Below are 25,395 nucleotides of genomic sequence, written 5' to 3'. Positions count from 1 at the left end.
ACCGGACCGCTAGCGGCGAGCCCTGCTCAGCTCAGCGGCTTCCAGGGACCGTACGGAGCACCCGGCCGCTGGTTGCGGGTCCACCACTTGGCCTCGTAGCGCTTGCCCTGATGGACCACCACGTCACCGGCGGTGAAGATCCGCGACGGCGTCCAGATGGCGGTGCCGTCCGCGGCCGTGAGGATCTCCTGCCATGGGCCGTAGGGGTTGCCGGGCTTCTGGTTGGTCGTCCACCACAGCGCCCGCCACAGCGAACCGGCGTAGGTCACCTCGTCACCCGCACCGTAGATGGTGCGCGCGTCCCAGGCCGGGGCCTGCGGCGCCGCCTCGCCGACCGTGATCGGCACCAGCACGCTCGTCCCGGTCGTCGAGCCGACGACGGTGAGCTGGGTCGCACCTGGCAGCGCCGTCGAGGGCAGGGTGACCGAGACGGTGGCGGTGCCGTGGTCGTCATAGACAGCCGTGCCGACGGTGTTGTCGACCTCGGCGGTGCCGAGGACGGTGTCACCGAGCCTGATCTCGACCGACGGGTCGGTGAGGTCCTGGCCCGTCATCGCCAGGGAGGCGAGGTCGAAGGTGACCGTGTCGCCCGGGGCGTACTCCTCGGGAGCGTCGGCCGGGAAGGCGACCTCGACGGCCCGCTGGCCGTAGTCGACCGGGAGGGGTGCCTCGGCGGTCTGCTCGGCGAGGTAGTCGACCATCGCGGACAGGTCGATCTTGCCGGTGTCGCGCTTGTCGACACCGTTGGCGAGCTCGTGGAAGTTGTCACCGCCGGAGGCGAGGAACGAGTTCACCGTGACCGAGTAGGTCTCCTCCAGGTCCAGCGGCGAACCGTCCAGCCACATCCCCGTCACCGTGCCCAGCGGCGTCCCTGGACGAGCCGGGTCGTCGGACTGGGTGTAGGTGTAGGTGAACCCGTCGGAGACGCCGAGCCTCAGGAAGGGCCGCGACGGCACGCCGCCGGACGCGTCCCGCTGCCACTGCTGCTCCAGAACCGTCTTGATCTGCTCGCCGGTGAGGTCCATGTTGACCAGCGTGTTGGCGAACGGCTGCACGAGCGCGGCCTGCTTGTAGGTGATGTCCCGGGCATCGCCCGCCGCGGTGCCGGCCATGTCGGCCCTCAGACCGCCGGGGTTCATGAACGCGATCTGGGCCTCGCCCGACTCCGGCGCCGAGGTCGCCCAGCGCTGCACCTCTGCCACCGTGTTGCCGAGAGTCGACTCGCCACCTCGGTTCTCGGTGGTGCCGTTGGCGAGCTTGGCACGGTTGAGCGGCGCCTCGATCTGGCCGAGCACCTCGGCACCGAGCTCGTCGGCCTTGGCGACCGCCTCGGAGACGATCTGCTCGGTCGCCTCGTCGGGTTCGAAACCGCCTCCGGCCAGCGCGACCAGGCTCGTGGAGAGCCCCTCGACCTCGCCGGTGGACGGGTCGACGGTGTAGACGAGCCGGTTCAGGTTGACGCCGTACTGCCCGGCGGAGACCACCGGACGCTCCTTGACCTCGCGGTCGGACCACTCGGTGACCGGGAAGGAGCAGTCGTACGCCAGGTGGGTGTGCCCCGAGACGATGGCGTCCACGTTGGCGTTGACGCCGGTGACGATGTTCCCCCAGGTCGTGCCCGGGTCGTCCATCGCGGCACAGTTGATCGACGGGGCGCCCTCGTGGACGAGCATGACGACCAGGTCGGCGCCCTGCTCCTTGAGCTCGTCGGCGTACGTATTCGTCGACGCGACGATGTCACCGACCTCGAGATCCGCGATGCCGGCCGGCGACACCAGGGCCGGGAGCTCCTCGGTGACCGCTCCGACGAAGCCGACCTTGACCCCGGACATCTCCTTGATCCAGGTCGCCGGGACGGCCGGGTCGCCGGTCTCCTTGAGGGTGACGTTGGCCCCGATGTAGGCCCACTCGGCACCGCCCTCGGGGTTGGTCTCGGCGTCGTACTCCGCCATCACCCGGTTGACCAGGTCGTCGTAGCCCGCGTCGAACTCGTGGTTGCCCACCGCGCTGACCTCCAGGCCCGCCTCGTTGAGCGCGTCGATGGTCGGCTTGTCGTGCTGGATGAACGACTCGAAGGTGGAGGCGCCGATCAGGTCACCGGCAGCGGCGAAGACCGTGTTGGGGTTCTCCGCACGCATCTGCTTGACCGCCCCGGAGAGGACTGCGGCGCCCGCCTCGGCCCCGTTGGCCTGGATCCGGCCGTGGAAGTCGTTGGTGGCCAGCAGCTGTACGTCGACCGGTGCCGCGTCCGCGGAGATCCCGACTACCACGGGGTCATGGTCGGAGGAGCGCCACGGGCCGGCCTGATGCAGGTCGGTGCCGGTGTAGTTGTAGCGGCTGTACTCCTTCAGGATCGGCTCACCGGAGTTCACGTTCCAGATGTCGGTGCCGGTCACCCGGGCCTGGAACGACCCGTTGAGGAGCACGTGGTCGAGGGAGCCGACCAGGCCGGAGAAGAGGTAGCTGTACTCCTCGTTGCCCGAGACCTGCTCGGAGTCGGCGTAGCCGGCCTCGTAGAGCACCTGCAGCGGATCCTCGGCGGTGTAGGAGTTGAAGTCACCAGCCAGCGCGACGTCGGAGACATCCGCCTCCTCCTGCACCGAGGTGACCCAGTCGCGCAGCGCGGTGGCCTGGCGCACCCGGGACTCGTTCGAGGCACCCTGGCCGTCCCCGGTGTCGCCGTCGCCCGGCCACGGGCCGGCCGAGCCCTTGGACTTGAAGTGGTTGACCACGAAGAGGAACGGCGCGCCGCCATCGGCCGCCTCGAAGACCTGCCCGATCGGCTCGCGGGCGTTGCCGAAGGCCTGGTCGTCGTTGCTCTGGTCGCCCAGCGCGAGGGACTCTCCGACCCTCTCGACCGAGCCCGGCTTGTAGATGATCGCGTTGGTGATCACGTCCATGCCGCCGTCCGGGAGCTGCTCGGAGACCGGGTTCGCGGCCCAGGTGCCCTCCCCGGCATCGGCGTTCAGCGCGGCGACCAGCGACTCTGTCGCCTCGCCAGGGGTCTCGCCGAGAGTGGTGGAGTTCTCGATCTCCATCAGGCCGACGACGTCGGCGTCGAGCGCATTGATCGCGGAGACGATCTTGGTCTGCTGCCGCTCGAAGTCCTCCGGGTCCCAGGCGCCGCGCTGGTCGCAGCCGCCGGAGACGTTGTTGCCGTCGCCGGCACGGTCGACGTACGCCTCGCAGCCGCCGTCACCGACGTTGTCGTCGTCGGCGTCGCCGAGGGTGGTGAAGTAGTTGAGCACGTTGAACGAGGCGATCTTCAGATCGGCGTCGCCGAGCTTGGCGGCGTCGGGGGCCTCGGTGCGGCGGTTCTCGAACTCGCCCGGCCACGTCGACGGGTCGGCGTCGATCGGGGCGGTCGGCTGGAGCCGATAGGTCGGGGCCGAGGGCGAGCCGCCCTCGGTGAGGATGACCGGGTCCAGGTCGGCGGAGGCACCGACGAGGATCGGGGCGTCGTTGGAGAGCCAGGGAAGGTCGGCGTCGGTCGGCACCCGCCAGGAGGTGGAGCGGCCGTCGTCGAGGATGATCCGGCGGGCGGCGTTGTCGGCCTCGACAGCGGCGGCCTCCGCCGAGCCCGGACGGGCGACCTCGGTCGGCTGGGTCAGCGGCTTGTCGCCGGCGGCGAGACCCAGCTCGCCATAGACGGTGGAGCCGGTGTAGGTGTCGGCCACGGTGAGCTCGCCGGGCGCGAAGAGCATGCCCTCCAGCGACTCCTTCTGCGCGGACGTACGCGGCCACTCGGTAGTGACCGGCTCGACCGCGTCGGTGCCGTCGACGACGATGGCCGCGGCGGCGCTGACCTCGACCTCGGTCAGACCGGCGTACTCCTTGACCAGGCCGGTCACGGTGACCTTGTCGCCGGGCGCGACGGTGACGGGGCCGGCAGCCTGCGTCTGGTAGACGAAGACCGCGTCGGAGGCCGGGTGGTCCGCGAGCGAGCGCTCGCCGCCGGTGCCGGCGGTCTGGAGGTAGAAGCCCGAGAGGCCACCGGAGGGGTACGCCGCGGTGACGACGCCGACGGTGGTGACGGTCTCGCCGACCAGCGGGCTGGTCGTCCCTTCGCCCTGGATCTCCGCCGGGGAAGCCTCGGTGGGGTCGCCGGGCTCCTCGGGGTCCTCGCCGCCGCCCGACGGGGTCGGGGTCGGCGCGGTGCGGGTGAAGTCGGCGGAGTTGTCGTCGGTGTCCGCACCGTCGGTGCGGCTCAGCGACTGGGTGGCGGTGGCGGTGGCACCCGCGGGTGCGCCCTCGAAGGAGGTGGCGCCCGACGTACCGAAGAAGTCGACCACGCCCTCCACACCGACGGTCGACCCGGAGGTCGCGATCACCGCGATGCCCTCCTGGAGGGAGACCTGCCCACCTGCCGCAGCCATCGAGAAGGCCGGCGACGCGGTGTGGTCGGGGGTGGGGAGTGCCTCGCCGGTCGCACCGGTCGCCGACATCTGGATCAGGTAGTGCGCACCGGCCGGCACCGAGCCGGACAGCGCCTGCGGGGCGCCACCGCTGCCACCGGCGGCGGAGCGGTAGTGGACGGCCAGACCGTCGAGGCCGATCGCCTCGGCGCTCGGGTTGAAGAGCTCGACGAAGTCCGCGTTATAGGCCGCGCCGGAGTTGCCTCCGGCGCCGTAGACCTCGGAGATGACCAGGTTGTCCCCCGCAGGCGAGGCCTGCGCGACCGGGACAGCCACTGCGTACAGACCGGCGGTGGCGACCGTGAGGCCCACCGCCGAGCCGAGCAGCGTGCGTGCTGACAGCATGAAAGACGACTCCCCGCGTGAGGTGAAAGAGTGAGTGCGCCAGCCGGCCTGCCCGATCAGTGCGATCGCTGAGGACCGACCGAAACGACGTGACTCTAACCCGGCGTACGCCTCGGTGGGGGCGCCTTGGGGTGAACGTCAGGTAACGGAGTTACAACTAGTGGAAATGGTCCAGACCACTCGTCGCTACTCGGCGCCGCCGCGCAGCGATGCCCGCTGCTTCCACACGCCGTGGAAGAACTGGGCGCCCGACCACATCGTCAGTGCGACCGCGACCGCCAGGCAGATCTGGAAGGCGTAGAAGAGCAGCTCCCAGACCAGGGCGTCACCGAAGGCGCCACCGTGGGCCGAACCGTGCGGCAGCGGCAGCAGCAGGCCGCCGAGGGCGACCGCCTGCACCGTGGTCTTGATCTTGCCGAGCTGGTCGGCGGCGATCACGATCTTCTTGAGCACCGAGAGGCGCAGCAGCGTGACGCTCCACTCGCGCAGCAGCACGATGATGGTCACCCACCACCAGATGTCGCCGACGATCGAGAGGCCGATGAAGGCCATCCCGGTGACCGCCTTGTCGGCGATCGGGTCGGCGATCTTGCCGAAGTCGGTGATCAGGTTGTGCTTGCGAGCCAGGTCGCCGTCGATCTTGTCGGTGATCATGGCCAGCACGAAGATCACGAAGGCGACCCAGCGAAGCGTCGGGTTGTCACCGCCGTCGGCGAGCAGCGCCCAGGCGAAGAACGGCACCGCGAGGATCCGCAGCGTGGTCAGCGCGTTGGGTACGTTCCAGTTGCTCGTCTTCTGCACCGATTCCTCGGGGGCAGTGCTCTCGTCGTTCACGCGGCGAACCCTATCCGTTCACTTCGGCGACCAGGTCAACGCCTTCGGAGGCGATGACGGTCGCGTTCACGAGATCACCCGGACGTACGCCCTCGACGTCCCCTTCGAGGGAGGTCATGCCGTCGACCTCGGGCCCCTGATGGGCGGCCCGGCCGAGGATCTCGCCGTCCGCGACCTCCTCGACGAGCACGACGACCTGCTCGCCGATCCGCTCCTCGGCGCGCTGGGCGGTGAGCTCCTCGACGAGCTCGTTGACGTGCTCGACGCGGGCGCGGATCTCGTCGGCGTCCAGCTTGAGCGACTCGTCGAAGCCGGCGGCCTCGGTGCCCTCCTCGTCGGAGTAACCGAAGACGCCGGTGACGTCCATGCGCGCGGCGACCAGGAAGTCGGTCAGGATCTCGAGGTCCTCCTCGGTCTCACCGGGGAAACCGACGATGACGTTGGACCGCACCCCGGCCTCGGGCGCGTAGCCGCGGATCTGCTCGAGCAGGCCCAGGAAGCTCTCCGGGTCACCGAACCGCTTCATCCGCCGCAAGACGGCGTTGGAGGCGTGCTGGAAGCTCAGGTCGAAGTAGGGCGTCACACCCGGCGTGGTGGCGATGACCTTCAGCAGGTCGGGCCGGGTCTCGGCGGGCTGCAGGTAGGAGACGCGTACGCGCTCGATGCCGTCGATGGCGGCCAGCTCCGGCAGGAGCGTCTCGAGCAACCGGATGTCGCCAAGGTCCTTGCCGTAGGAGGTGGAGTTCTCCGAGACCAGGAAGAGCTCCTTGACGCCCTGCTCGGCCAGCCACTGGCCCTCGTGGAGCACGTCGGAGGGGCGCCGCGACACGAACGAGCCGCGGAACTGCGGGATCGCGCAGAAGGTGCAGCGCCGGTCGCAGCCGCTGGCCAGCTTCAGCGGCGCCCACGGGGCGTCGTCGAGCCGCGTACGTCCCGCGAAACCGGGCACCTGGTCTACGGCGGCCATGCCGGGGACCGAGATGGCGGAGGCATCGCGCTCGACCGGGGAGATCGGGAGCAGCAGACGCCGGTCCTGGGGCGTGTGCGGGTGGTGGGCCTCGCCGCTGAGGATGGAGCGGAGCTTGGCGGCGATGTCGGGGTAGTCGTCGAAACCGAGCACCGCATCGGCCTCGGGGAGCTCGGCGGCCAGGTCCTTGCCGTAGCGCTCGGCCATGCAGCCGACGGCGACGACGGCCTGCGCCTTGCCCGTCTCCTTGAGATCGGCGGCCTCCAGCAGCGTGTCGACCGAGTCCTTCTTCGCCTGCTCGACGAAGCCGCAGGTGTTGACGACCACGGTGTCGGCCTCGTCCGGGTCGGCGACCAGCCGGAAGCCTCCGGCCGTCAGCCGGCCGGCGAGCTCCTCGGAGTCCACCTCGTTGCGGGTGCACCCGAGGGTCACCATGGCGACCGACAGGAGTGGCTGGTCGGTCTCGGCGGAGGGTTCGGTGGCAGTGCTCATCACCGTGAAGTATGACGGGCACACGCCCCGGACACCGAACCCTCGCGCCGTGGAGCGTCGATCACTCGGGCACGGAGCCCGGCTTCACCGAGAGGACCGGGCAGGACGCGCCGAGCAGGATCCGCTGCGCGACGCTGCCCATCAGCAGCTTGCCGACCGGCGTACGCCGCCGCAGACCGACCACGACCAGCTTGGCGTCGAGCTGCTCGGCGGCGTCGAGGACGGCGCCGGCGACGTCCGGGTCGATCGACTGCCGGATCTCGTGCGGCCGGCCCGACTCGGTGAGCCGGCGCTCGAGCTCGGCGACCTGCTCCTCGAGGGCGTAGCGGTCGTCGACCAGGGTGTCGCCCCGGGAGGCGTTGACGACCACGACGCCGCGGTCGCGACGCTCGGCGTCGGCGAGCGCCCAGTCCAGCGCGACCGAGCCGTAGACGTCGGGCGCCCACGCCACGACCACCCAGCCACCTGCGGGAGTCTCACTCATCAGTCCACCAGCTCCTTCTCGTCCTCGACGTCGGCCGACTGCTCGGCCCGTGCCCGGACCCGGGCGATGAACGGCCGGCCCAGGATGAACAACGCGATCAGGATGTAGATGACCACCGCGAGCGGCTCGCTCAGCAACACACCGTAGTCACCGCCCGAGATCGTGAGCGCCTCACGCAGCTTGCTCTCCATCAGCGGCCCCAGGATGACGCCCAGGATCAGCGGCAGCACGGGCAGGCCGAAGCGGCGCATCATCAGCCCGAGCAGACCGAAGGCGACCAGCAGCGCGATGTCGAACGGGTCCAGGTTGGTGGCGTACGCACCCAGGCAGGCGAAGAACAGGATGCCTGCGTAGAGCTGCGGCCTCGGGATCCGCAGCAGCCGGGCCCACAGCGGCGCCAGCGGCAGGTTGAGCACCAGCAGCAGGGTGTTGCCGATCAGCAGGCTGGCCAGCAGCGTCCACACCAGATCGGCGTGCTCGGTCATCAGCTGCGGGCCCGGGGTGATGCCGTAACCCTGGAGCGCGGAGAGCATCACCGCGGCCGTGGCCGTCACCGGCAGGCCGAGAGCCAGCATCGGCACGAACATGCCGGCGGCCGAGGCGTTGTTGGCCGCCTCCGGCCCGGCGACACCCTCGATCGCGCCCCGGCCGAAGTCGCCGCGCTTGGAGAGCTTCCGCTCGGTCAGGTACGAGAGGAACGTCGGGATCTCCGCGCCACCGGCGGGAAGCGCGCCGAACGGGAACCCGAAGGCGGTGCCGCGCAGCCACGGCTTCCAGGAGCGGCCCCAGTCGTCGCGCCCCATCCAGGGCCGGCCGACCGGAACCACGTGCGCCGGGCGCCGGCGCAGGTGGGCGGCCACCCACAGGGCCTCGCCGAGGGCGAAGATGCCGACCGCGACGACGACGATGTCGAGCCGGTCGACGAGCTGGGTAACACCGAAGGTGAGCCGCGGCTGGCCGGTGTTGAGGTCGAGACCGACCAGGCCGATCGTCAGGCCGAGGAACAGCGCGGCGAAGCCACGCAGGGCCGAGGTGCCGAGCACCGTCGTGGTCATCACCAGGGCCAGGACCATCAGTGCGAAGTACGAGGGCGCACCCAGGTTGACGGCCACGTCGGCCAGGGCCGGCGAGAAGAAGGCCACCAGGATGGTGCCGATGGTGCCGGCAACGAACGAGCCGACCGCAGCGGTGGCCAGCGCCTGCGCGCCACGCCCCGCTCTGGCCATCCGGTTGCCTTCCAGCGCGGTCATCACCGAGGCGGACTCCCCCGGTGTGTTCAGCAGGATCGAGGTGGTGGAGCCGCCGTACATGCCGCCGTAGTAGAGGCCGGCGAACATGATGAACGCGCTGGTCGGCTCGAGCCGGTACGTCACCGGCAGCAGCAGCGCGATGGCCATCGCCGGCCCGATGCCGGGCAGTACGCCGACGAATGTTCCCAGCAGCACGCCGATGGCGGCGTAGAGCAGGTTCATCGGGGTCAGGGCGGACTCGAGTCCACCCATGAGAAGTTCGAGGTTCTCCATCAGTCAGTCCTCACAGGATCCCGTCGAGTACGCCAGGGGTGAGCGGGATGCCCAGACCGACGTAGAAGGCGTACCAGCTGGCGACCGAGAGGACGAGCCCGACTATCACGTCCCGCACGATCGTTCGGCTGCCGAGGCACCAGGCTGCGCCGGCGAACAGCGCCGCGCCCGAGATCGCCCAGCCGAGCAGGTTCACGGTCGCGACCGTGAACAGCAGGACCGCGACGAGCTTGAGGACCGTCAGCCAGTCGGCAGACGAGCTCAGGTCGACGTCCTCGCCCTCCTCGGGCTCAGGCTGGGAGCCGCGGGCGGTGGCGACCGCCAGCAGCACACCGACGACGACGAGGCCGGTGCCGATGATGTACGGGAAGACGCGGGGGCCGACCGGGTCGGCGAAGCCGACCTCCAGGCCGGTGGCGTCGATGACGGTGTAGATCCCGACGACGACCAGGAACAGGGCCAGGCCGTACTGGGCGACGTCGACCCGGCGCGCGGGGCTCTCGGGCTCGGGAGGTTGGGTTTCGGTTTCGTGGACGCTCACAGCAGATCCAGCTCCTTCAGGGTCGAGGCGACGCGCTGGTCCTGCTCGACCAGCAGGTCGTCGAAGTCGTCGCCGGTGATGAAGGCGTCGGTCCATCCGTTGTCCTTCAGCGCCTGCTGCCACTGCTTCGAGTCATGCATCCGGGTGAGCAGGTCGATCAGCTCCTGCCGGCGCTCGTCGCTGATGCCCGGCGGGGCGAGTACGCCGCGCCAGTTGAGGAAGACCAGGTCGATGCCGCTCTCGGTCAGCGTGGGTGCGTCGGCGAAGACGCCGGTGCCGCGCTCGTCGCCCGAGACGGCCAGGACCCGCAGCTCACCGGCCTCCACCTGGCCCTCGAACTCGGCGAGTCCGGAGAAGCCGACGTCGATCTTCTGACCAAGCAGCGCACTGGTGAGCGGGCCACCGCCGTCGTACGGGACGTACTTGACCTTCTTCGGGTCGATGCCGGCGGCTTCGGCCAGCTGCATCGGGAAGAGGTGGTCGGGGCCACCGGGCGAGGAGCCGCCGCCGGCCACGATGGACTCGGGGTCCTCGGCCCAGGCCTTCACCAGGTCGTCGATGGTCTTGAACGGCGAGTCGGCCGGAACCAGCACGCCCTCCTGCTCCTCGATGAGCTGGGCGATCGGGGTGGCGTCCTGGGGACGGGCGTCCACACCGAAGGAGTAGGTGGAGCCGACGACGCCCAGGCCGATGGTCATGAGCAGGTTGCCGTTGCCCTCCTCGCTCATCAGGCGGGACATCGCGACGGAGCCGCCGGCGCCCAGGATGTTGGTCACCTGGATGTCGCCACCGGTCATGTCGCCGCGATCGAGGACACCCACGGCCGCCCGGCCGGTCTGGTCATAGCCGCCGCCGGGGCTGTTCGGGATCCACATGTCGAGGTCTTTGGACTCCGCGCCACGGGTCACGCCGCAGGCCGATGCCGCGGCGAGCAGGCAGGTCACGAGCACGACGGCGAGGGCACGGGTACGGCGTATGCTCGCTGCCCGGACCCGCTGCAGCGGCAGCGGCGGTCGGGGCGGGGACTGCGATGTCGGCGTCGACAACGGCTGGCCTCCAGACTCAAGGGGATGAAACGGTCAGTGGCGATGGTCACAGCCCGGAGTGACCGCCGTCACCATTCGGCAACCAAAGGAGGTTGTGTAACTTGTGGCCACAGGGACCGCGCCGCCACCTGACGCTGGCCGGGCAGGTACTGCTGCTGCAGCTCTCGGTGCTGCTGCTCGTCGTCGTGGCGACCAGCATCGTCTCCCTGCGGCAGAGCGACGCCGACTTCCGTGACTCCCGCGAGGACCGGCTGCGCGCCGCCGCGGAGAGCCTGGCCGGGATCGCGGCGATCCAGGACGGACTGACCAGCAGCACCCCCGACCGGCAGGCCCTGGGCTTCTACCTGCAGACCCGGGCTGCCGACGCGGGCGCCGACACGGCCTACCTCACCGCGCTCGACGGCACGGTCCTCGTGGCCACCGACCCGACCCGGGTCGGCGAGACCCTCGACCTGGGCAGGCGCGAGACGAGCCGCGCCTGGTCCGGCGACATCGACGACGCCGGCCGCCGGGCGATCGCCGCCCAGGTCCCGGTGTACGGCGGAGGCTCGACGGGTGCGGACGCCGAGGCGCCGCGTCCGGTCGGCGTGGTCGTCGTGACCGAGGACTACCCGCCGCTGACCGAGCGCCTCGCCCGCACCTGGGCCGATGCCCTCACGGTGCTCCTGGCCGGTCTTGCGCTCGGCGTGCTGGGGTCGTGGCTGCTGGCGCGGCTGATCAAGCGGCGTACGCGTGGGCTGGAGCCGCGCGACATCGCCGCCCTCGCCGACCACCGCGAGGGCCTGCTGCGCTCGATCCGCGAGGGGGTGCTGGCCGTCGGCGCCGACGGGCGGGTCAGCCTGATGAGCGACAGCGCCCGCGAGCTGCTCGGGCTGACCTCGGACCCGACCGGACACCGGCTCGACGAGCTCGACCTGCCCGCCGAGACGCTCGCCCTGCTGAGCGGGCCAGAGGAGGTGCACGACGCGCCGCTGGTCGCCGGTGAGCGGGTGCTGGTGCTCAACCGCAACCGAGTCCACCACGACGGCCGACCCGCCGGCACCGTCACCACGCTGCGCGACCGCACCGAGCTGGTGGCGCTGCAGAGCGAGCTCAACGCCCGCGAGAGCGTCACCGAGACCCTGCGGGCGCAGACCCATGAGTTCAGCAACCAGCTGCACACCATCACCGGGCTCCTCGAGCTGGAGGAGTACGCCGAGGTGGGCCAGTTCGTCACCGGGCTGACCGCACGCCGGGCGGCACTGAGCGACCACATCACCTCCCGGATCGACGACCCCGCGGTGGCCGCGCTGCTCATCGCCAAGGCCAGCCTGGCCGCCGAACGACGGGTCAGCATCGATCTGGAGACGTCGAGCGCGCTGCCGCGGCTCACCCCCGACGGGTCGGCCGACGTGGTCACCGTCCTCGGCAACCTGGTCGACAACGCCGTCGACGCCGCTGCGCTGGTCGGGCCGCTCGACGGTCGGGTCGGCGTACGCCTGACGACCGAGGGCGAGACCGTGACCGTCCGCGTCTCCGACACCGGCGGCGGTGTGCCGGCCGAGCGGCTGCCCGAGATCTTCCGGCGCGGATTCAGCACCAAGCCGCGCGACGCCAGCGGCCGCGGTGTCGGGCTCGCGCTGGTGCAGCTGGTGTGCCGCGCACGCGGCGGCGAGGTCGAGGTGGAGAATAGCGGGTCGGCGGAGCGCCCCGGAGCGGTCTTCATCGCGACCCTGCCGGGCGCCGCGCCGCTCGCCCCACCCACCACCGCTGCCCCCGAGGAGGCCCGATGACGTCCGCACCGGAGCTCACCGTGCTCGTCGTCGAGGACGACTTCATGGTGGCCTCGATCCACACCCGCTTCGTGGAGCGCGTCGACGGGTTCCGCGTCGTCGGCGTGGCCGCGACCGGCTCCCAGGCGCTCGAGGAGACCGCCCGCCTCTCCCCCGACGTGCTGCTGCTCGACGTGCACCTTCCCGACTTCAGCGGCATCGAGCTGCTGCGCCGGCTGCGCGGACGCGGCGACGACGCCGACGTCATCGTCATCACCGCCGCCCGCGAGGCCGACACGGTGCGGGCCGCCGCGGCCGGTGGCGCCGCCCACTACGTGGTCAAGCCGTTCCCGTTCGAGGACCTCGCCGCCCGCCTCGACGACGTACGCCGCTCCCGCGAGGCGCTCGCCCGGATCGGGCAGCGGGCGGAGGGAGCCGAGGGTGCCGAGCACCGCGACGAGGTCCAGGCCGGCATCGACGAGGTCTTCAGCCACCAGGGCACACGCGAGACTCGTGAGCGGCTGCCGAAGGGGCTCAGTGCCGAGACCGCTCGGGCGGTGCTGGCCGCGCTGACCGAGTCCGGTGAGCTCAGTGCCACCGAGTGCGCCGACGCGATCGGAGTCTCCCGAGTGAGCGCGCGCCGCTATCTCGAGCACTTCGCGAGCACGGGCCGGATCGGCGTACGTCTCAACTACGGCACCGCCGGGCGACCCGAGCGGCGCTACCGCGCGGGCGACGCCTGAGGCTCCTGCCTCAGGCGGACTCGCGGATCACCAGCCTCGTCGGGAGCACGACCGAGGCCTCGACCTCCTCCCCCGCCACCAGGCGGAGGATCTGCTCGGCGAGGCGGGTGCCGATCTCATGGATCGGCTGGTGCACCGTCGTCAGCGGCGGGTCGGTGAACCGCGCCGCCTCGACGTCGTCGAACCCGATCACCGCCACGTCGTCGGGCACCCGGCGGCCGACCCGGCGCAGCGTACGCAGGGCGCCGTCGGCCATCAGGTCGGAGGCCGCGAAGACGGCGTCGATGCCGGGATCGCGCTGCAGCAGCCGCTCCATCGCGTCGATGCCCGACTGGCGCATGAAGTCGCCCTCCTCGACCAGCGGGACCGCCCCGGACAGAGCTCGGAGACCGGTGAGGTAGCCCGCCAGGCGCTCGCGCCCGGCGACCATGTCCTGCGGCCCGGCGATGGTCGCGATCCGGCGCCGGCCGAGACCGACGAGGTGGTTCATCGCCGCTTCGACGCCGCTGGCGTGCTCGACGTCGATGAACGGCACCGTCGCCTCACCCAGCGGCCGCCCGCTGGTGACGACCGGGACGCCCGCCGCCCGTAGCTCCTCGGGCAGGGTGTCGGCGCCGTGCATCGAGGCCAGCACGACACCGTCGACGGTGCGGCCGTGCACGTAGCGCAGGATCCGGTCGTGGCTCGACTGCGTCGAGGCGAGCAGCAGCACCAGCTGCTTGTCCGCCTTCTCCAGCGCCTCCCCGACACCCCGGATCACGCCGGGGAAGAAGGCGTCGTCGGAGAAGACCCGGGTCGCGGACTCCGGCAGGATCAGGGCGATGGAGTCCGTACGCTGCGTCACCAGGCTCCGCGCCGCCGGGTTCGGCACGTAGCCGAGGTCGGCGATGGCCCGGCGGATGCTCTCGGCGACGTCGGGGCGCACGGTCGTGGAGCCGTTGACGACGCGCGAGACCGTCGCTCGCGAGGCCCCGGCCGCCCGCGCCACCGTCTCCAGCGTCGGCCGGCCGGCCGGGGTCTCGTTCATGAGTGGAACCTATCGCCTCCCGCTCACCGGGAGAACGTGAACCAGTTGAGGTTGACGAAGTCGGCCGGCTGGCCGCTGGTGAACCGCAGGAACACCGTGTGCGTGCCAGTCACCCCGCTGATGCTGCCCGGGACCGTACGCCAGCTCTGCCAGCCTCCGGTGTTGGCCACCGAGAAGCTGCCGATCGGGGCGTTGTTCACGTTGTCGAGGCGTACCTCGACCAGGCCGCTGACCCCCGCGGGCGCGCCGGAGGCGACCCGCGCGGAGAACGTACGGGCGGCGCTCGAGCCGAAGTTCACGCCGTCGTAGCGGAGCCAGTCGCCGTTGCCGAGGTAGCCGACGTTCTGACCGCCACCGGTGTCGGTGGTCGCCTCGGTCTGGGTGCCGCTCTGGGCGTTGTAGGACTCGGCCTGGATGGTCGAGTAGGCGTCCCGGTTGCCCGGGGCGGGCGGGTCGGTCGGCTCGGTGGTGCCACCGCCCTTGGAGTAGACCGCGACGTAGTCGACCAGCATCGGCACGCCGGAGGCGGTCGCCGAGGTCGGGTTGCCGGGCCAGCCGCCGCCGATCGCGACGTTGAGGATGATGAAGAAGCCGTGGTTGGTGGCGTTGTTCCAGGTCGTCGCGTCGACCTGGTCCGAGCGGACCGTGTGGTAGAGCGTGTTGTCGACGTAGAACCGGATCTGCTGCGGGCTGGTGCTGCGGTCCCACTCCATCGCGTAGGTGTGGAACGACGACTGGCAGGTCGAGCCCGGGCAGCCCTGGAGGGTCCCGCCGAGGCCGGTGGTCTCGTTGCACGGGCCGCCGGGCGAGGTGCCGCAGTGCAGCGTGCCCCACACCTGGTTGGCGCCGTTGACGTTCTCCATGATGTCGATCTCGCCGATGCCCGGCCAGTTCCAGTAGTTGCCGCGGAAGGGCTCTCCCAGCATCCAGAACGCAGGCCAGATGCCCTGGGCGGCCGCGCCGGTGATGTTCGGCATCTGGATGCGACCCTCGACGCGGAGCACGCCGCCGGAAGGCGGCTGGAAGTCGGTACGGGTGGTCTCGATGCGCCCGGAGGTCCAGTTGCCGGCGCCGTCGCGGATCGGCTTGATGACGAGGTTGCCGTTGCCATCCTGGTAGACGTTCTGGGTGCTGTCGCTGTGGTAGGCGATCTCGCCGGTGCCCCAGTTGGCGGCGCCGCCGGGGTAGGAGTGGCCGATGTCGTACATCCAGTTGTTGGTGTTGATCCGCGACCCGGCAGCGCCGGTGAAGTCGTCGCTCCACACCTTCGTCCAGCCGGCCGGGGTGCCCGGCTCCGACGCCTCCGACGCCTGCCCGAACGATGTCAGCGGGATCGCCACCGCGACCACGCCGGCCGCGATCACAGCGGCTCCTAATGCCTTGAGACTTCTCATGATGACTCGCTTCCCGATGAATGAGCGATGAGTCTGGCGACTCGTGAGAGCGCTCTCTCGAGTGTCATGGTCCCAAAGCGGATGTGACCCGCGTCACCAAATCCCGATCTCTTTAACAACCCGCCGAGTCGGCGCGTTCTGACCGAAAACAGCGCCGAGTCGGCTCGTCATGACGAGCCGACTCGGGGTGCGTGGCGTGCTAGTTGGCGGTGTAGGTGCGCTGAGCGGCTTCGCCGGTCTTGCCGAGGGCCTTGGCCTTGCCGTCGCCGACGGCGACCTTGAGAGAACCGTCGGAGGTCTGTACGCGCAGGGGCGGGGTGACCTGGAGCGACTTGGACTCGCCGAAGGCGAGGTCACCGCTGAAGACGACCTTGCCGCGCGAGTCGCGGACGACCACGTGGGCACCGCCACCTGCGGCGGAGACGGTCACCGCTACGGGCGAGGACTTGCCGTAGGGGCTGTCGGTGCCGGCGGAGCCGTCAAGCTGGATCGCTCCAGCCTCGGGCTCGTGCTGGGTGCCGTCGATGACCAGGCGCGCGACCGACCAGACCAGGATGACCGCCATCACCGCGGCGACCAGGACCGACCAGGACGGACCGCCACGCATCCGCCGGACAGGGCGGATCGCCGCGCTGTGGGCGAGCTCGGCCTCGAAGACGGCGCGCGGGCTGACCGGGCCGGAGGCGTACTTCTCGTCATAGGTGCGCAGCAGCGGCGCGACCTCGATGCCGAGGACCCGGGCCAGCGTGCGCAGGTGGCCACGGGCGTAGAAGTCGCCGCCGCAGGGGCCGAAGTCGTCGACCTCGATCGCCTCGATGACGTGCGGACGGATCCGGGTCCACTCGGCCAGGCCGTCCATGTCCAGGGCCAGCCGGCGGCGGGCCGCGGCGATCTCGGCACCGATCTCGGGGACCTTGGTCGGCACCACCTCTGTGGGCTCGTCGTCGACACCATCGATCGCGAGCGCCTTGACCCCCTCGTCGGGCACCGGGATCGGACGTACGCCCTCGGGCTCGGAGTCCTCGACGTCCTCGTCGACATCCGCGTCCTCGATGTCCGCGTCGGCGAACGCGGCCTCTGCCAGGTCCAGCTGGAGCGCGTTCGCACCGTGGACGGCGATGGTCTCCTGCGGCTCCTCGGGCACGTAGCGCACATCCACCCGGACCGCCGTCGAGGGCTCGCGCAGCGGTGCGACCGGCTCCGCCTTCACCTCGGGCTCGGGGTCGGTCTTCGGCGTCGTCTCGTCCTGGTTCGTGTCCCGGTCCACCTGGTCCTGCTCCGCCTCGTCCACCACGTCTGCGGCATTGATATCAGGCTCGTCCAAGACCCGGAGCATCCGGGGGTTGGTGTCTCCGGCCTGCTCGGAGAGGGGCGGGCGGACCGCGGTGTCACCGTCGTCCGAGGCGGCATCGGCAGTGTGGTCTTCGGTGCTCTCGTCGGTGTCCGACTCCGGCTCGTCCGCCTCGAGCGCAGGGTCGATCTCGACGACCTCGACGCCGTCGGCGGCGACGATCGCGATCGCCTCGGTGACGTCGTCACCGGCGCCCAGGACGCGGGTGGAGAGGCCGAGCGGAAGCGAGAACGGGAGGCCGTAGAGGCGCTCGGTCAGCATCGCCTGGCGCCGGGCGGTCGGCGAGAGCTCATCGAGCACCTCGTCCTCGTCGTGCAGCAGCACGCCGATGCGGCCGTCCTTCCAGAACCGCTCGATACCGTCCGGACGCGGGGTGTGCTCGACGGACTCGATCTTCGACCACGGGATGCCCTGCCAGGTCTGGCCGAAGCGGAGGCGTACGCCCTGCTCGTCGACGAGCAGCAGCGGCATCCGGGAGTCCCAGGCGGTCCAGCCCTGCACCGCCGCGACGGCGAGCAGGATCAGGCCGACCAGGTAGCCCTCGATGCCGCCGCGCAGCACGAAGGCGATGCCGACGAGCAGCGACGCGAGCGCCACCACCAGCGCGAGGCGGCCGTTGCGGCGTACCTCGACGACGTCGACATCATGGGTCTCGACGGTCTCGGCAGAGTCGACTGTCTCGGCAGGGTCGGCGGTCTCGACCGCCGGTGAATTCTCGCTCACATCTCCCCCTGGATCGTTGCGATGACGCCGTCGATCTCGTCCGGCTTGACGAGTACGTCGCGTGCCTTGGAGCCCTCGGAGGGACCGACCACGCCGCGCGACTCGAGGATGTCCATCAGGCGGCCGGCCTTGGCGAACCCGACGCGGAGCTTGCGCTGCAGCATCGAGGTCGACCCGAACTGGGTCGAGACGATCAGCTCGATCGCCTGGATCACCAGGTCCATGTCGTCGCCGATGTCATCGTCCAGCACCCGCTTGGATTCCGCCGGGGCGGTCACGTCCTCGCGGTAGGACGGTTCGAGCTGGCCCTTGACCGACTTCACGACCGCGTTGATCTCGCTCTCCGAGACCCACGAGCCCTGCACACGGATCGGCTTGGAGGAGCCCATCGGCAGGAACAGCCCGTCACCCTGGCCGACCAGCTTCTCCGCACCCGGCTGGTCGAGGATGACGCGCGAGTCGGCCAGCGACGAGGTCGCGAAGGCGAGCCGCGAGGGCACGTTGGCCTTGATCAGACCCGTGACCACGTCGACCGAGGGCCGCTGCGTGGCCAGCACCAGGTGGATGCCGGCGGCACGGGCGAGCTGGGTGATACGTACGACCGCGTCCTCGACGTCGCGCGGGGCGACCATCATCAGGTCGGCGAGCTCGTCGACGATGACCAGCAGGTAGGGGTAGGGCGACAGGACCCGCTCGGAGTCGGGCGGAAGCTGCACCTTCCCGGCGCGTACGGCCTTGTTGAAGTCGTCGACGTGACGGAAGCCGAAGTTGGCCAGGTCGTCGTAGCGCATGTCCATCTCGCGTACGACCCAGGCCAGCGCCTCGGCGGCCTTCTTCGGGTTGGTGATGATCGGCGTGATCAGGTGCGGCACGCCCTCGTAGGAGTTGAGCTCGACCCGCTTGGGGTCGACCATGATCATCCGCACCTCGTCGGGCGTGGCCCGCATCAGCACCGAGGTGATCATCGAGTTGATGAAGGACGACTTACCCGAACCGGTCGCACCCGCGACCAGCAGGTGGGGCATCTTGGCCAGGTTGGCGACCACGAAGCCGCCCTCGACGTCCTTGCCGACACCGGTGATCATCGGGTGATGGTCGCCACGCGCGGCGTTGGAGCGCAGCACGTCACCGAGGGTGACGATCTCCTTGTCGCTGTTGGGGATCTCCACGCCGACGGCGGACTTGCCGGGGATCGGCGAGAGGATGCGTACGTCCGCGGAGGCCACCGCGTAGGCGATGTTCTTCTGGATCCCGGTGATCTTCTCGACCTTCACGCCGGAGCCGAGCTCCACGATGTAGCGGGTGACCGTCGGGCCGCGGGTGTAGCCGGTGACCGCGGCGTCGATGTTGAACTCCTCCAGCACCGCCTGGAGCCGGTTGACGATGTCGTCGGAGGCCTTGGACCGGGCCTTGTGCGGCGAGCCGGGCTTGAGCAGGTCGCTGCCCGGGAGCGTGTAGGTCACGTCGCCCGCGAGCATCAGCTGCTCGACGCGCTGGGGCAGCTCGGCGTGCGGCGGCGGCTCGAGGTCGCGCCGCTTGCCGGGCTTCGGGGCCGTGTCCGCGACCGCGGGCATGAGGCCCGCCGCGTCGCTGGGCACTGCCTCGTCGGGCTGGGTGTCGGCGTCCGGGTCCTCGTCGAGGGCGAGCGCGATGTCGAGCCCGTCCTTCTTGCGCTTCTTCTTCGGCTTCTCCTCCTCGAGGAGCGGCGTCTCGTAGGGCTCGAAGCCCTCCGGGTCGAAGGTGTCGTCGTCGGCGAAGAGCTTGTTGCCCCGGCGCACCCGCCGGAGGTTGGTGCCGCTCTCGCTCATCTCCTCGGCCGGGGTCAGGCCCAGCGCCCGGTCGCGCAGCCCCACCAGGCGGCTCGGGACCTGGTAGAGCGGGGTCCCGGTGATCACCAGGATCCCGAAGACGACGAGAAGGGACAGGAGTACGACGACCACGGCCGTCGAGCGCATGACGTCGAGCAGCAGGCTGGCCACGACGTAGCCGATCGCGCCACCGGCCCACTGCAGCTCGGTGCTGTCGCCCGAGGTGGGCTGCGGGTTGCCGTTGGCGATCTGGATGATGCCGAGCGTGGCCATCAGGAACGCGGCCCAGCCGATCGCGAGCCGGCCGACCGGGGCGGCGTTGACCGGGTCGCGCATCAGCCGGGCACCGGCGACGACGAGCGCGACCGGCACCAGCCAGCCGACCTTGCCGACGACGCCGGCCACGGCGATGCGTACCACGTCGAAGAACTGCCCGCCGAGCTGGAACCAGACGCCGGCGGCGACGAGGACGGAGAGGCCGATCAGGAACAGGCCGACGCCGTCACGCCGGTGCTCCGGCTCGAGGTCACTGGCGGCCTGGCCACCGACGCGGAAGATGGCCGCCACTCCCCCGGCGATCGCCAGCCACAGGCTCGCGATGGTCGAGAAGATGGCGTCGAAGAGGACCGCGATCGGGCTGGGCCCGTTGCGTACGGCACGAGGTGGCGTACGGTTCGTCGTCTTCCGGTTGGTCGATTTTGCGGCGGGACGGCGCTTGTTCTGGCCCTTGTTCGGCGCTGCCTTTGAGCGGGCCCGGCTCGTGGCCGTTGCTCGCTTTGTCGTGGTCGTACTCCGGGGACGGGTGCTCTTGGTGGTGGTCGAGCTCCGCGAACCCGGCGGGGAAGACGTACGGGTCGCCATACAAGCAGGGTATTTGACCGAGCGGCCTGGCTCCGGGACCCCATGGGGGTGTGTTGCATCGGTGTAGTTTGCCGCCATGCAGAGCCTCGCAGTCCTCATCGCCCTTCTCGCCGCCGCCGATGCCGTGGCGGACTGGACCTGTGTGTGGTTCGGTTGGAGGCGGATCCACTACGTCACCAAGCCCCTGGTGATGGTGGGGCTGATGGTGTTGGTGGGACTCGTCGGCGACGGCGAGCCGGCAGCGTGGTGGCTGATCGTCGCGCTCTTCTTCGGGATGCTCGGCGACATCTCGATGATCGGGTCCTCGGCGCGGCGGTTCCTCGGCGGCGTGGCGCTCTTCTTCGTCGGCCACCTGGCGTACGCCGTGACCTTCCTCGCCCTCGGCCTGGAGACCCCCGCGTGGTCCTGGGCCGGGATCGCGGTCGCGGTCGTGCTGGCGATCCCGATGGGCCGAGTGCTCCGGGGCGCCCGGGAGATGGGCGGCGCGCCGATGGCGGCGGCCCTGACTGCGTACTCCCTGGTGATCGCCACCATGCTCGTTCTGGGCTGGCTGACCGGGAGCGTGTGGATCGCGGCGGGCGCGACGATCTTCGTCGTCAGCGACACCCTGATCGGCCTCAACCTCGCCGAGCACGGCAACGAGCCGCCGCGCCTGACCAACGTGCAGATCATGGTGACCTACCACGTCGGCCAGGCGCTGATCACGGCTGGCGTGCTTCTAGCGCTCGCCTAGGCCTCAATGACTACGGGAACGATCATCGGACGGCGACGGTGGGTGCTGGAGACCCAGCGCCCGAACGTACGCCGGATGGCCTGCTGCAGCTGGTAGGTGTCGGTCGCACCCTCCGAGATGGCCCGGTTGACCGCCTTGACGATCGGCTGCTTGATCGGCTCGAAGGCGTTGTCGGGCCACACATGGCCGCGGGCGTGGATCTCGGGGCCGCTGGCGACGGTGCCCTTGACCGAGTCGACCACGACGACGATCGAGACGAAGCCCTCCTCGGACAGGATCCGGCGGTCCTTGAGCTCGGACTCGGTGACGTCCCCGACGGTGGTGCCGTCGACGAAGACGTAGCCGCACTCGACCTTGCCCGCGATCTCGGCCTTGCCGTCGATGAGGTCGACGACGACGCCGTCCTCGGCGTAGACGACGCTCTCGACGCCGGTCTGGCGGGCCAGGTCACCGTTGGCGAGCAGGTGACGCACCTCGCCGTGGACGGGCATCACGTTGCGTGGGCGGACGATGTTGTAGCAGTAGAGCAGCTCGCCGGCGCTCGCGTGGCCCGAGACGTGCACGAGGGCGTTGCCCTTGTGGACCACGTTGGCGCCCAGACGGGCGAGCCCGTTGATCACCCGGTAGATCGAGTTCTCGTTGCCCGGGATCAGGCTGCTGGCCAGCAGGACGGTGTCGCCCGGCTCGATGTGCACGAAGTTGTGGGTGCCGTTGGCGATGCGGGACAGCGCCGACATCGGCTCGCCCTGGGAGCCGGTCGAGACCATGACGACCTTCTCCGGCGGCAGGTCGGCGAGCTCCTTGGCGTCCACGATGACGTCCTCGGGCACGTGCAGGTAGCCCAGGTCGGAGGCGATCTGCATGTTGCGGACCATCGACCGACCGACGTACGCCACCTTGCGGCCGTGCGCAACAGCGCTGTCGAGCACCTGCTGGACGCGGTGCACGTGGGAGGCGAAGCAGGCCACGATGATGCGCTGGTCGGACTCGCGGAAGACCTGCTCGATCGCCGGCGCGATCTTCTTCTCGGCGGTCGTGAAGCCGGGGACCTCGGCGTTGGTGGAGTCGGTGAGGAACAGGTCCACACCCTCCTCGCCGAGCCGGGCGAACGCGCGCAGGTCGGTGATCCGGCCGTCCAGCGGCAGCTGGTCCATCTTGAAGTCGCCGGTGTGGAGCACGAGCCCGGCCCCGGTGCGGATCGCGACCGCGAGCGCGTCGGGGATGGAGTGGTTGACGGCGACGAACTCGAGCTCGAACGGCCCGAAGGAGATCGTGTCGCCCTCGCTAACCTTGTGCTGGACGGTCTCGCGCAGGCGGTGCTCGCGCAGCTTGGAACTCAAAAAGGCCAGGGTCAGCTCGGAGCCGACCAGCGGGATGTTCTGGCGCTCCCTGAGGAGGTAGGGCGTCGCGCCGATGTGGTCCTCGTGACCGTGGGTCAGGACCAGCGCCTCGATGTCGCCGAGCCGGTCACGGATCGGTCCGAAGTCGGGCAGGATCAGGTCGACCCCGGGCTGCTGCTCTTCGGGGAAGAGCACGCCGCAGTCGACGATCAGCAGCCGGCCGTCGTACTCGAAGACGGTCATGTTGCGGCCGACCTCGCCGAGGCCGCCGAGAGGGGTGACCCGCAGGCCGCCCTTGGGGAGCTTGCCGGGTTCGGTCAGCTCCGGGTGTGGGTGAGACAAAGGCATTCCTTCTAGAGAAGGCCAGAGGCCTCCAGCCCGGCTCGCAGCGCTTCGACCTCGTCATCGTCGAGAGCCACCAGGGGCCCTCGTACGTTGCGGTTGTCGATCACGCCGGTCAGCTCGAGAGCGGCCTTGGCAGTGGTGGCTCCGTAGTTCGGGACGCCCATGATGGCGTCGATCGCGGGGAGCATCCGCGCATAAGTCTTGCGGGCGGTCTCGATGTCGCTCGCCGCGAAGGCGTCGATCATCGTCCGCGTCTGGTCGCCAAGCACGTGGGCGGCGACGCTGATCACGCCGACGGCGCCGTGCGCCAGCCAGGCGAGGGTGAGCGCGTCGTCACCGGAGTAGATCGAGTAGCCGAGGTCGAGCAGCCTGGTGCCGCGCGGGAAGTCGCCGGCGGCCTCCTTGACCGCGACGACGGTGTCCCAGGTGATCGCCTCGCGGTAGGTGTCGAGGGTGATCGGGGAGCCGGTGCGGCCGGGAACGTCGTAGAGGATGACCGGGGTGTCGGTCGCGGAGACGACGGTGCGGAAGTGCTCGCGGATGCCGCGCTCGCCCGGCTTGTTGTAATAGGGCGTCACCAGCAGCAGGCCGTCGGCGCCGATCGACGCCGCCTGCTTGGCGAGCTCGACGGTGTTGCGGGTGTCGTTGGTGCCGATGCCGGCCACGATCTTGGCGCGGTCGCCGACGGCGTCCTTGACCGCGGCCAGGATCTCGCCGTCCTCGGCCGGAGTGGTGGTCGGCGACTCGCCGGTGGTGCCGGAGACGACGATGCCGTCGTGGCCGTGGTCGACCAGGTGCTTGGCGACTTTCTGGGTCTGCTCCAGGTCGACCGAGCCATCGTCGTTGAACATCGTGACGAGTGCTGAGAGCACGGTGCCGAAGGGAGCATCAGTCATGGCGTACAGACTATCGTCAGACGCGCGGCATGACCTCGTCGGCTACGAGTGCGAGATGGTCGAGATCGCTCAGGTCGAGCACCTGAAGGTAGATGCGGGCCGCGCCGACGTCCTCGAACCGCTTGATCTTGGCGACCACCTCGTCCGGAGTGCCCGCCAGACCGTTCTCACGCAGCTCGGCGGGCTCGCGGCCGATCGCCCGCGCACGGCGGGCGATCTCGTCCTCGTCGCGGCCGACGCAGAGCACCTGGGCGGCGGAGTAGATGATCGAGTCGTCCCGGCCGGCCGCCTCCACGAAGCGCCCGACGTTCTCGAACAGCGCCAGGGACTCCTCGACGGAGACGAAGGCGGCGTTGAACTCGTCGGCGAACGTCGCGGCCAGCGTCGGCGTACGCTTCTTGCCGCCGCCGCCCACGATCACCGGGATCGAGCCGGCGTGGCCACGGGTCTGGATCGGCTTCGGCAGGCCCGGGCTCTCCTTGATCGTGTAGTGCTTCCCGTTGAAGTCGAAGGTCTCCCCCGGCTCGGTCGCCCACAGCCCGGTGATGATCTCGAGCTGCTCCTCCAGCCGGTCGAACCGCTCCCCCAGGGCGGGGAACGGGATCCCGTACGCCTCGTGCTCCTGCTCGAACCAGCCCGCCCCCAGGCCGAGCTCGACCCGGCCCTCGGACATGTCGTCCACGTTGGCGGCCTGGATGGCCAGCACGCCCGGGAGGCGGAAGGTCGCCGAGGTGACCAGTGTGCCGAGCCGGATCGTGCTCGTGTCGCGGGCCAGGCCGGCGAGCGTCGTCCACGCGTCGCTCGGACCGGGCAGTCCGTCGACCGAGCCCATCTTCAGGTAGTGGTCGGAGCGGAAGAACGCCCCGAACCCCAGCTCCTCGGCCTTCTGGGCGACAGCGAGGATGTCGGCGTAGGACGCCCCCTGCTGGGGCTCGGTGAAGATGCGTAGCTCCATGCCGTTTACCTTAGAGGGGCGAGACACCTACTCGCGCGTCAGGGAGCGGAGCAGGGCCATGGAGCCCAGTTCGCGACGCTCGCGATCTGCTGCCACCTGCGCCTGATAGTGGACGCTCAACGGGTCGGCGCGCGGCGATGTCGTCACCGGCGCTCCCCAGATCGTCCAGGTCGGGCCGTTCTCGATCGGGAGCCAGGTGTCGGCGAAGTCGGCTGCCCAGTCCCTGGGCGGTTCGAGGCGTAGGTCGGCCCTGTCGAGGCCGACGAGGTCGGCGGTGAAGACCGCCCAGGCGCCGAGTGTGGCCACCATGGGAAGAGGTCTGCGGGCACCGATCTGGAACGCGGTCAGCAGCGGCAGGTGCCAGCCGGTCGCGATCACAGCGGCCTGCTCCTCCCACGTGGCGCTCAGATCGAGCGCTCGCTGCCTCCCGACACGGGCGATGAACGGCTGCCAGCGGTTCAGCGACTCCTCCGCGCACCGCGGCCGGGCCAGCAGCTCCTCGAGCAGCTCGGCGTCATAGAAGTACGCTGACCCGACCCGATGGCGGGGTCCGGCCAGCCCGGCGCGCAGCACGCGCTTCGCCTGGTTCTCGCCGAGAAGATGAACCTCGGCGAGCCGGGCCACGGCGTCGGGAGTGGAGAGCCACATGGAACGAACGTATGCGTGAGCACCGACAGTTCTGGGTGGTGGAGCTCGACGAAAGCTCGCCGATCTTCGCTATGACAGAGGGTCCGAGTACGGCGGGGTCGGTGTGGAAGCGGCCGAGCGTGACGGCCATAGGGAAGCCCGCCTCTTCCTCTTCCTGCCAGAGTCGGTCGAGC

18 protein-coding genes are annotated in these 25,395 nt (G+C 70.2%); 3 read left to right on the top strand and 15 right to left on the bottom strand.

The genetic code is table 11. The features are described 5' to 3' along the window. Positions 1-26: 26 nt before the first annotated feature. The 7 genes from ABZU72_RS22195 to ABZU72_RS22165 form a co-directional block, all read right to left on the bottom strand. Positions 27-4,760 (bottom strand): ExeM/NucH family extracellular endonuclease, encoded by a 4,734-nt coding sequence (locus ABZU72_RS22195; protein WP_355020970.1) that lies wholly within the window; start codon positions 4,758-4,760, stop codon positions 27-29. A 186-nt stretch (positions 4,761-4,946) separates the two neighbouring features. Next, positions 4,947-5,594: a CDP-diacylglycerol--glycerol-3-phosphate 3-phosphatidyltransferase gene (pgsA, locus tag ABZU72_RS22190; RefSeq protein ID WP_355020969.1), complete on the bottom strand. Its 648-nt coding sequence runs from the start codon at positions 5,592-5,594 to the stop codon at positions 4,947-4,949. Positions 5,595-5,604: 10 nt separating this feature from the next. After that, on the bottom strand, positions 5,605-7,008 hold the full coding sequence (gene rimO, locus ABZU72_RS22185; protein WP_355021003.1) for a 30S ribosomal protein S12 methylthiotransferase RimO: 1,404 nt from the start codon (positions 7,006-7,008) through the stop codon (positions 5,605-5,607). Between the two features lie 106 nt (positions 7,009-7,114). Beyond that, positions 7,115-7,537 (bottom strand): universal stress protein, encoded by a 423-nt coding sequence (locus tag ABZU72_RS22180; RefSeq protein ID WP_355020968.1) that lies wholly within the window; start codon positions 7,535-7,537, stop codon positions 7,115-7,117. Continuing rightward, positions 7,537-9,060 carry a tripartite tricarboxylate transporter permease gene (locus ABZU72_RS22175; RefSeq protein WP_355020967.1) on the bottom strand — a complete coding sequence of 508 codons (1,524 nt, stop codon included), beginning with the start codon at positions 9,058-9,060 and terminating at the stop codon, positions 7,537-7,539. The genes ABZU72_RS22180 and ABZU72_RS22175 overlap by 1 nt, the downstream gene beginning before the upstream one ends. A 10-nt stretch (positions 9,061-9,070) precedes the next feature. Then, positions 9,071-9,601 (bottom strand): tripartite tricarboxylate transporter TctB family protein, encoded by a 531-nt coding sequence (locus ABZU72_RS22170; protein ID WP_355020966.1) that lies wholly within the window; start codon positions 9,599-9,601, stop codon positions 9,071-9,073. Continuing rightward, positions 9,598-10,647, bottom strand: a complete 1,050-nt coding sequence (locus ABZU72_RS22165; protein WP_355020965.1) for a tripartite tricarboxylate transporter substrate-binding protein — start codon at positions 10,645-10,647, stop codon at positions 9,598-9,600. The genes ABZU72_RS22170 and ABZU72_RS22165 overlap by 4 nt, the downstream gene beginning before the upstream one ends. 101 nt (positions 10,648-10,748) lie before the next feature. Between ABZU72_RS22165 and ABZU72_RS22160 the strand changes: the two genes are divergently transcribed. Together ABZU72_RS22160 and ABZU72_RS22155 are read left to right on the top strand one after the other, a co-directional pair. Further along, positions 10,749-12,419 (top strand): ATP-binding protein, encoded by a 1,671-nt coding sequence (locus ABZU72_RS22160; RefSeq protein ID WP_355020964.1) that lies wholly within the window; start codon positions 10,749-10,751, stop codon positions 12,417-12,419. After that, positions 12,416-13,141 (top strand): response regulator, encoded by a 726-nt coding sequence (locus ABZU72_RS22155; RefSeq protein WP_355020963.1) that lies wholly within the window; start codon positions 12,416-12,418, stop codon positions 13,139-13,141. The genes ABZU72_RS22160 and ABZU72_RS22155 overlap by 4 nt, the downstream gene beginning before the upstream one ends. A 10-nt stretch (positions 13,142-13,151) precedes the next feature. Here the strand turns inward: ABZU72_RS22155 and ABZU72_RS22150 are convergent, their stop codons facing one another. From ABZU72_RS22150 to ABZU72_RS22135, 4 genes are all read right to left on the bottom strand, one after another. Continuing rightward, complete coding sequence (locus tag ABZU72_RS22150) at positions 13,152-14,168, bottom strand: LacI family DNA-binding transcriptional regulator (protein ID WP_355020962.1); 1,017 nt, start codon at positions 14,166-14,168, stop codon at positions 13,152-13,154. A gap of 23 nt (positions 14,169-14,191) precedes the next feature. Further along, entirely contained in the window at positions 14,192-15,562 is a 1,371-nt protein-coding gene (locus ABZU72_RS22145; RefSeq protein ID WP_355020961.1) for a glycoside hydrolase family 16 protein, read from the bottom strand. A 199-nt stretch (positions 15,563-15,761) separates the two neighbouring features. After that, positions 15,762-17,636 (bottom strand): helix-turn-helix domain-containing protein, encoded by a 1,875-nt coding sequence (locus tag ABZU72_RS22140; RefSeq protein WP_355020960.1) that lies wholly within the window; start codon positions 17,634-17,636, stop codon positions 15,762-15,764. Further along, positions 17,633-20,305: a DNA translocase FtsK 4TM domain-containing protein gene (locus ABZU72_RS22135; RefSeq protein ID WP_355020959.1), complete on the bottom strand. Its 2,673-nt coding sequence runs from the start codon at positions 20,303-20,305 to the stop codon at positions 17,633-17,635. The genes ABZU72_RS22140 and ABZU72_RS22135 overlap by 4 nt, the downstream gene beginning before the upstream one ends. Before the next feature lie 76 nt (positions 20,306-20,381). On the opposite strand from ABZU72_RS22135, the gene ABZU72_RS22130 reads away from it, so the two are divergent. Next, positions 20,382-21,038 (top strand): lysoplasmalogenase, encoded by a 657-nt coding sequence (locus ABZU72_RS22130; RefSeq protein ID WP_355020958.1) that lies wholly within the window; start codon positions 20,382-20,384, stop codon positions 21,036-21,038. Here the strand turns inward: ABZU72_RS22130 and ABZU72_RS22125 are convergent. Genes ABZU72_RS22125 through ABZU72_RS22110 form a run of 4 tightly spaced genes read right to left on the bottom strand, consistent with a single transcriptional unit; the run spans position 21,035 to position 25,222 of the window. Further along, on the bottom strand, positions 21,035-22,720 hold the full coding sequence (locus tag ABZU72_RS22125) for a ribonuclease J (protein ID WP_355020957.1): 1,686 nt from the start codon (positions 22,718-22,720) through the stop codon (positions 21,035-21,037). The two genes, ABZU72_RS22130 and ABZU72_RS22125, sit on opposite strands and share 4 nt — an antisense overlap. Before the next feature lie 11 nt (positions 22,721-22,731). Further along, complete coding sequence (dapA, locus tag ABZU72_RS22120; RefSeq protein WP_355020956.1) at positions 22,732-23,619, bottom strand: 4-hydroxy-tetrahydrodipicolinate synthase; 888 nt, start codon at positions 23,617-23,619, stop codon at positions 22,732-22,734. Between the two features lie 16 nt (positions 23,620-23,635). After that, positions 23,636-24,574, bottom strand: coding sequence for an LLM class F420-dependent oxidoreductase (locus ABZU72_RS22115; RefSeq protein ID WP_355020955.1), 939 nt, complete (start codon positions 24,572-24,574; stop codon positions 23,636-23,638). A gap of 27 nt (positions 24,575-24,601) precedes the next feature. Then, the gene (locus ABZU72_RS22110; RefSeq protein WP_355020954.1) at positions 24,602-25,222 is read right to left on the bottom strand and encodes a hypothetical protein; all 621 of its coding nucleotides are present in this window, start codon (positions 25,220-25,222) and stop codon (positions 24,602-24,604) included. Between the last annotated feature and the right edge of the window lie 173 nt (positions 25,223-25,395).

The sequence above is a fragment of the Nocardioides sp. NPDC004968 genome, from assembly GCF_040608935.1.
GTDB lineage: Bacteria > Actinomycetota > Actinomycetes > Propionibacteriales > Nocardioidaceae > Nocardioides.
Note: the sequence above shows the minus strand (reverse complement) of the source record. Positions and strands in the feature narration are given on the sequence as shown.

Coding starts and splice junctions, on each gene's coding strand:
- ABZU72_RS22145 (WP_355020961.1), bottom strand. CDS start 15,562: ATGAGAAGTCTCAAGGCATTAGGAGCCGCTGTGATCGCGGCCGGCGTG.
- dapA (WP_355020956.1), bottom strand. CDS start 23,619: ATGACTGATGCTCCCTTCGGCACCGTGCTCTCAGCACTCGTCACGATG.
- ABZU72_RS22150 (WP_355020962.1), bottom strand. CDS start 14,168: ATGAACGAGACCCCGGCCGGCCGGCCGACGCTGGAGACGGTGGCGCGG.
- ABZU72_RS22130 (WP_355020958.1), top strand. CDS start 20,382: ATGCAGAGCCTCGCAGTCCTCATCGCCCTTCTCGCCGCCGCCGATGCC.
- ABZU72_RS22155 (WP_355020963.1), top strand. CDS start 12,416: ATGACGTCCGCACCGGAGCTCACCGTGCTCGTCGTCGAGGACGACTTC.
- ABZU72_RS22195 (WP_355020970.1), bottom strand. CDS start 4,760: ATGCTGTCAGCACGCACGCTGCTCGGCTCGGCGGTGGGCCTCACGGTC.
- ABZU72_RS22175 (WP_355020967.1), bottom strand. CDS start 9,060: ATGGAGAACCTCGAACTTCTCATGGGTGGACTCGAGTCCGCCCTGACC.
- ABZU72_RS22110 (WP_355020954.1), bottom strand. CDS start 25,222: ATGTGGCTCTCCACTCCCGACGCCGTGGCCCGGCTCGCCGAGGTTCAT.
- ABZU72_RS22135 (WP_355020959.1), bottom strand. CDS start 20,305: ATGGCGACCCGTACGTCTTCCCCGCCGGGTTCGCGGAGCTCGACCACC.
- ABZU72_RS22180 (WP_355020968.1), bottom strand. CDS start 7,537: ATGAGTGAGACTCCCGCAGGTGGCTGGGTGGTCGTGGCGTGGGCGCCC.
- ABZU72_RS22115 (WP_355020955.1), bottom strand. CDS start 24,574: ATGGAGCTACGCATCTTCACCGAGCCCCAGCAGGGGGCGTCCTACGCC.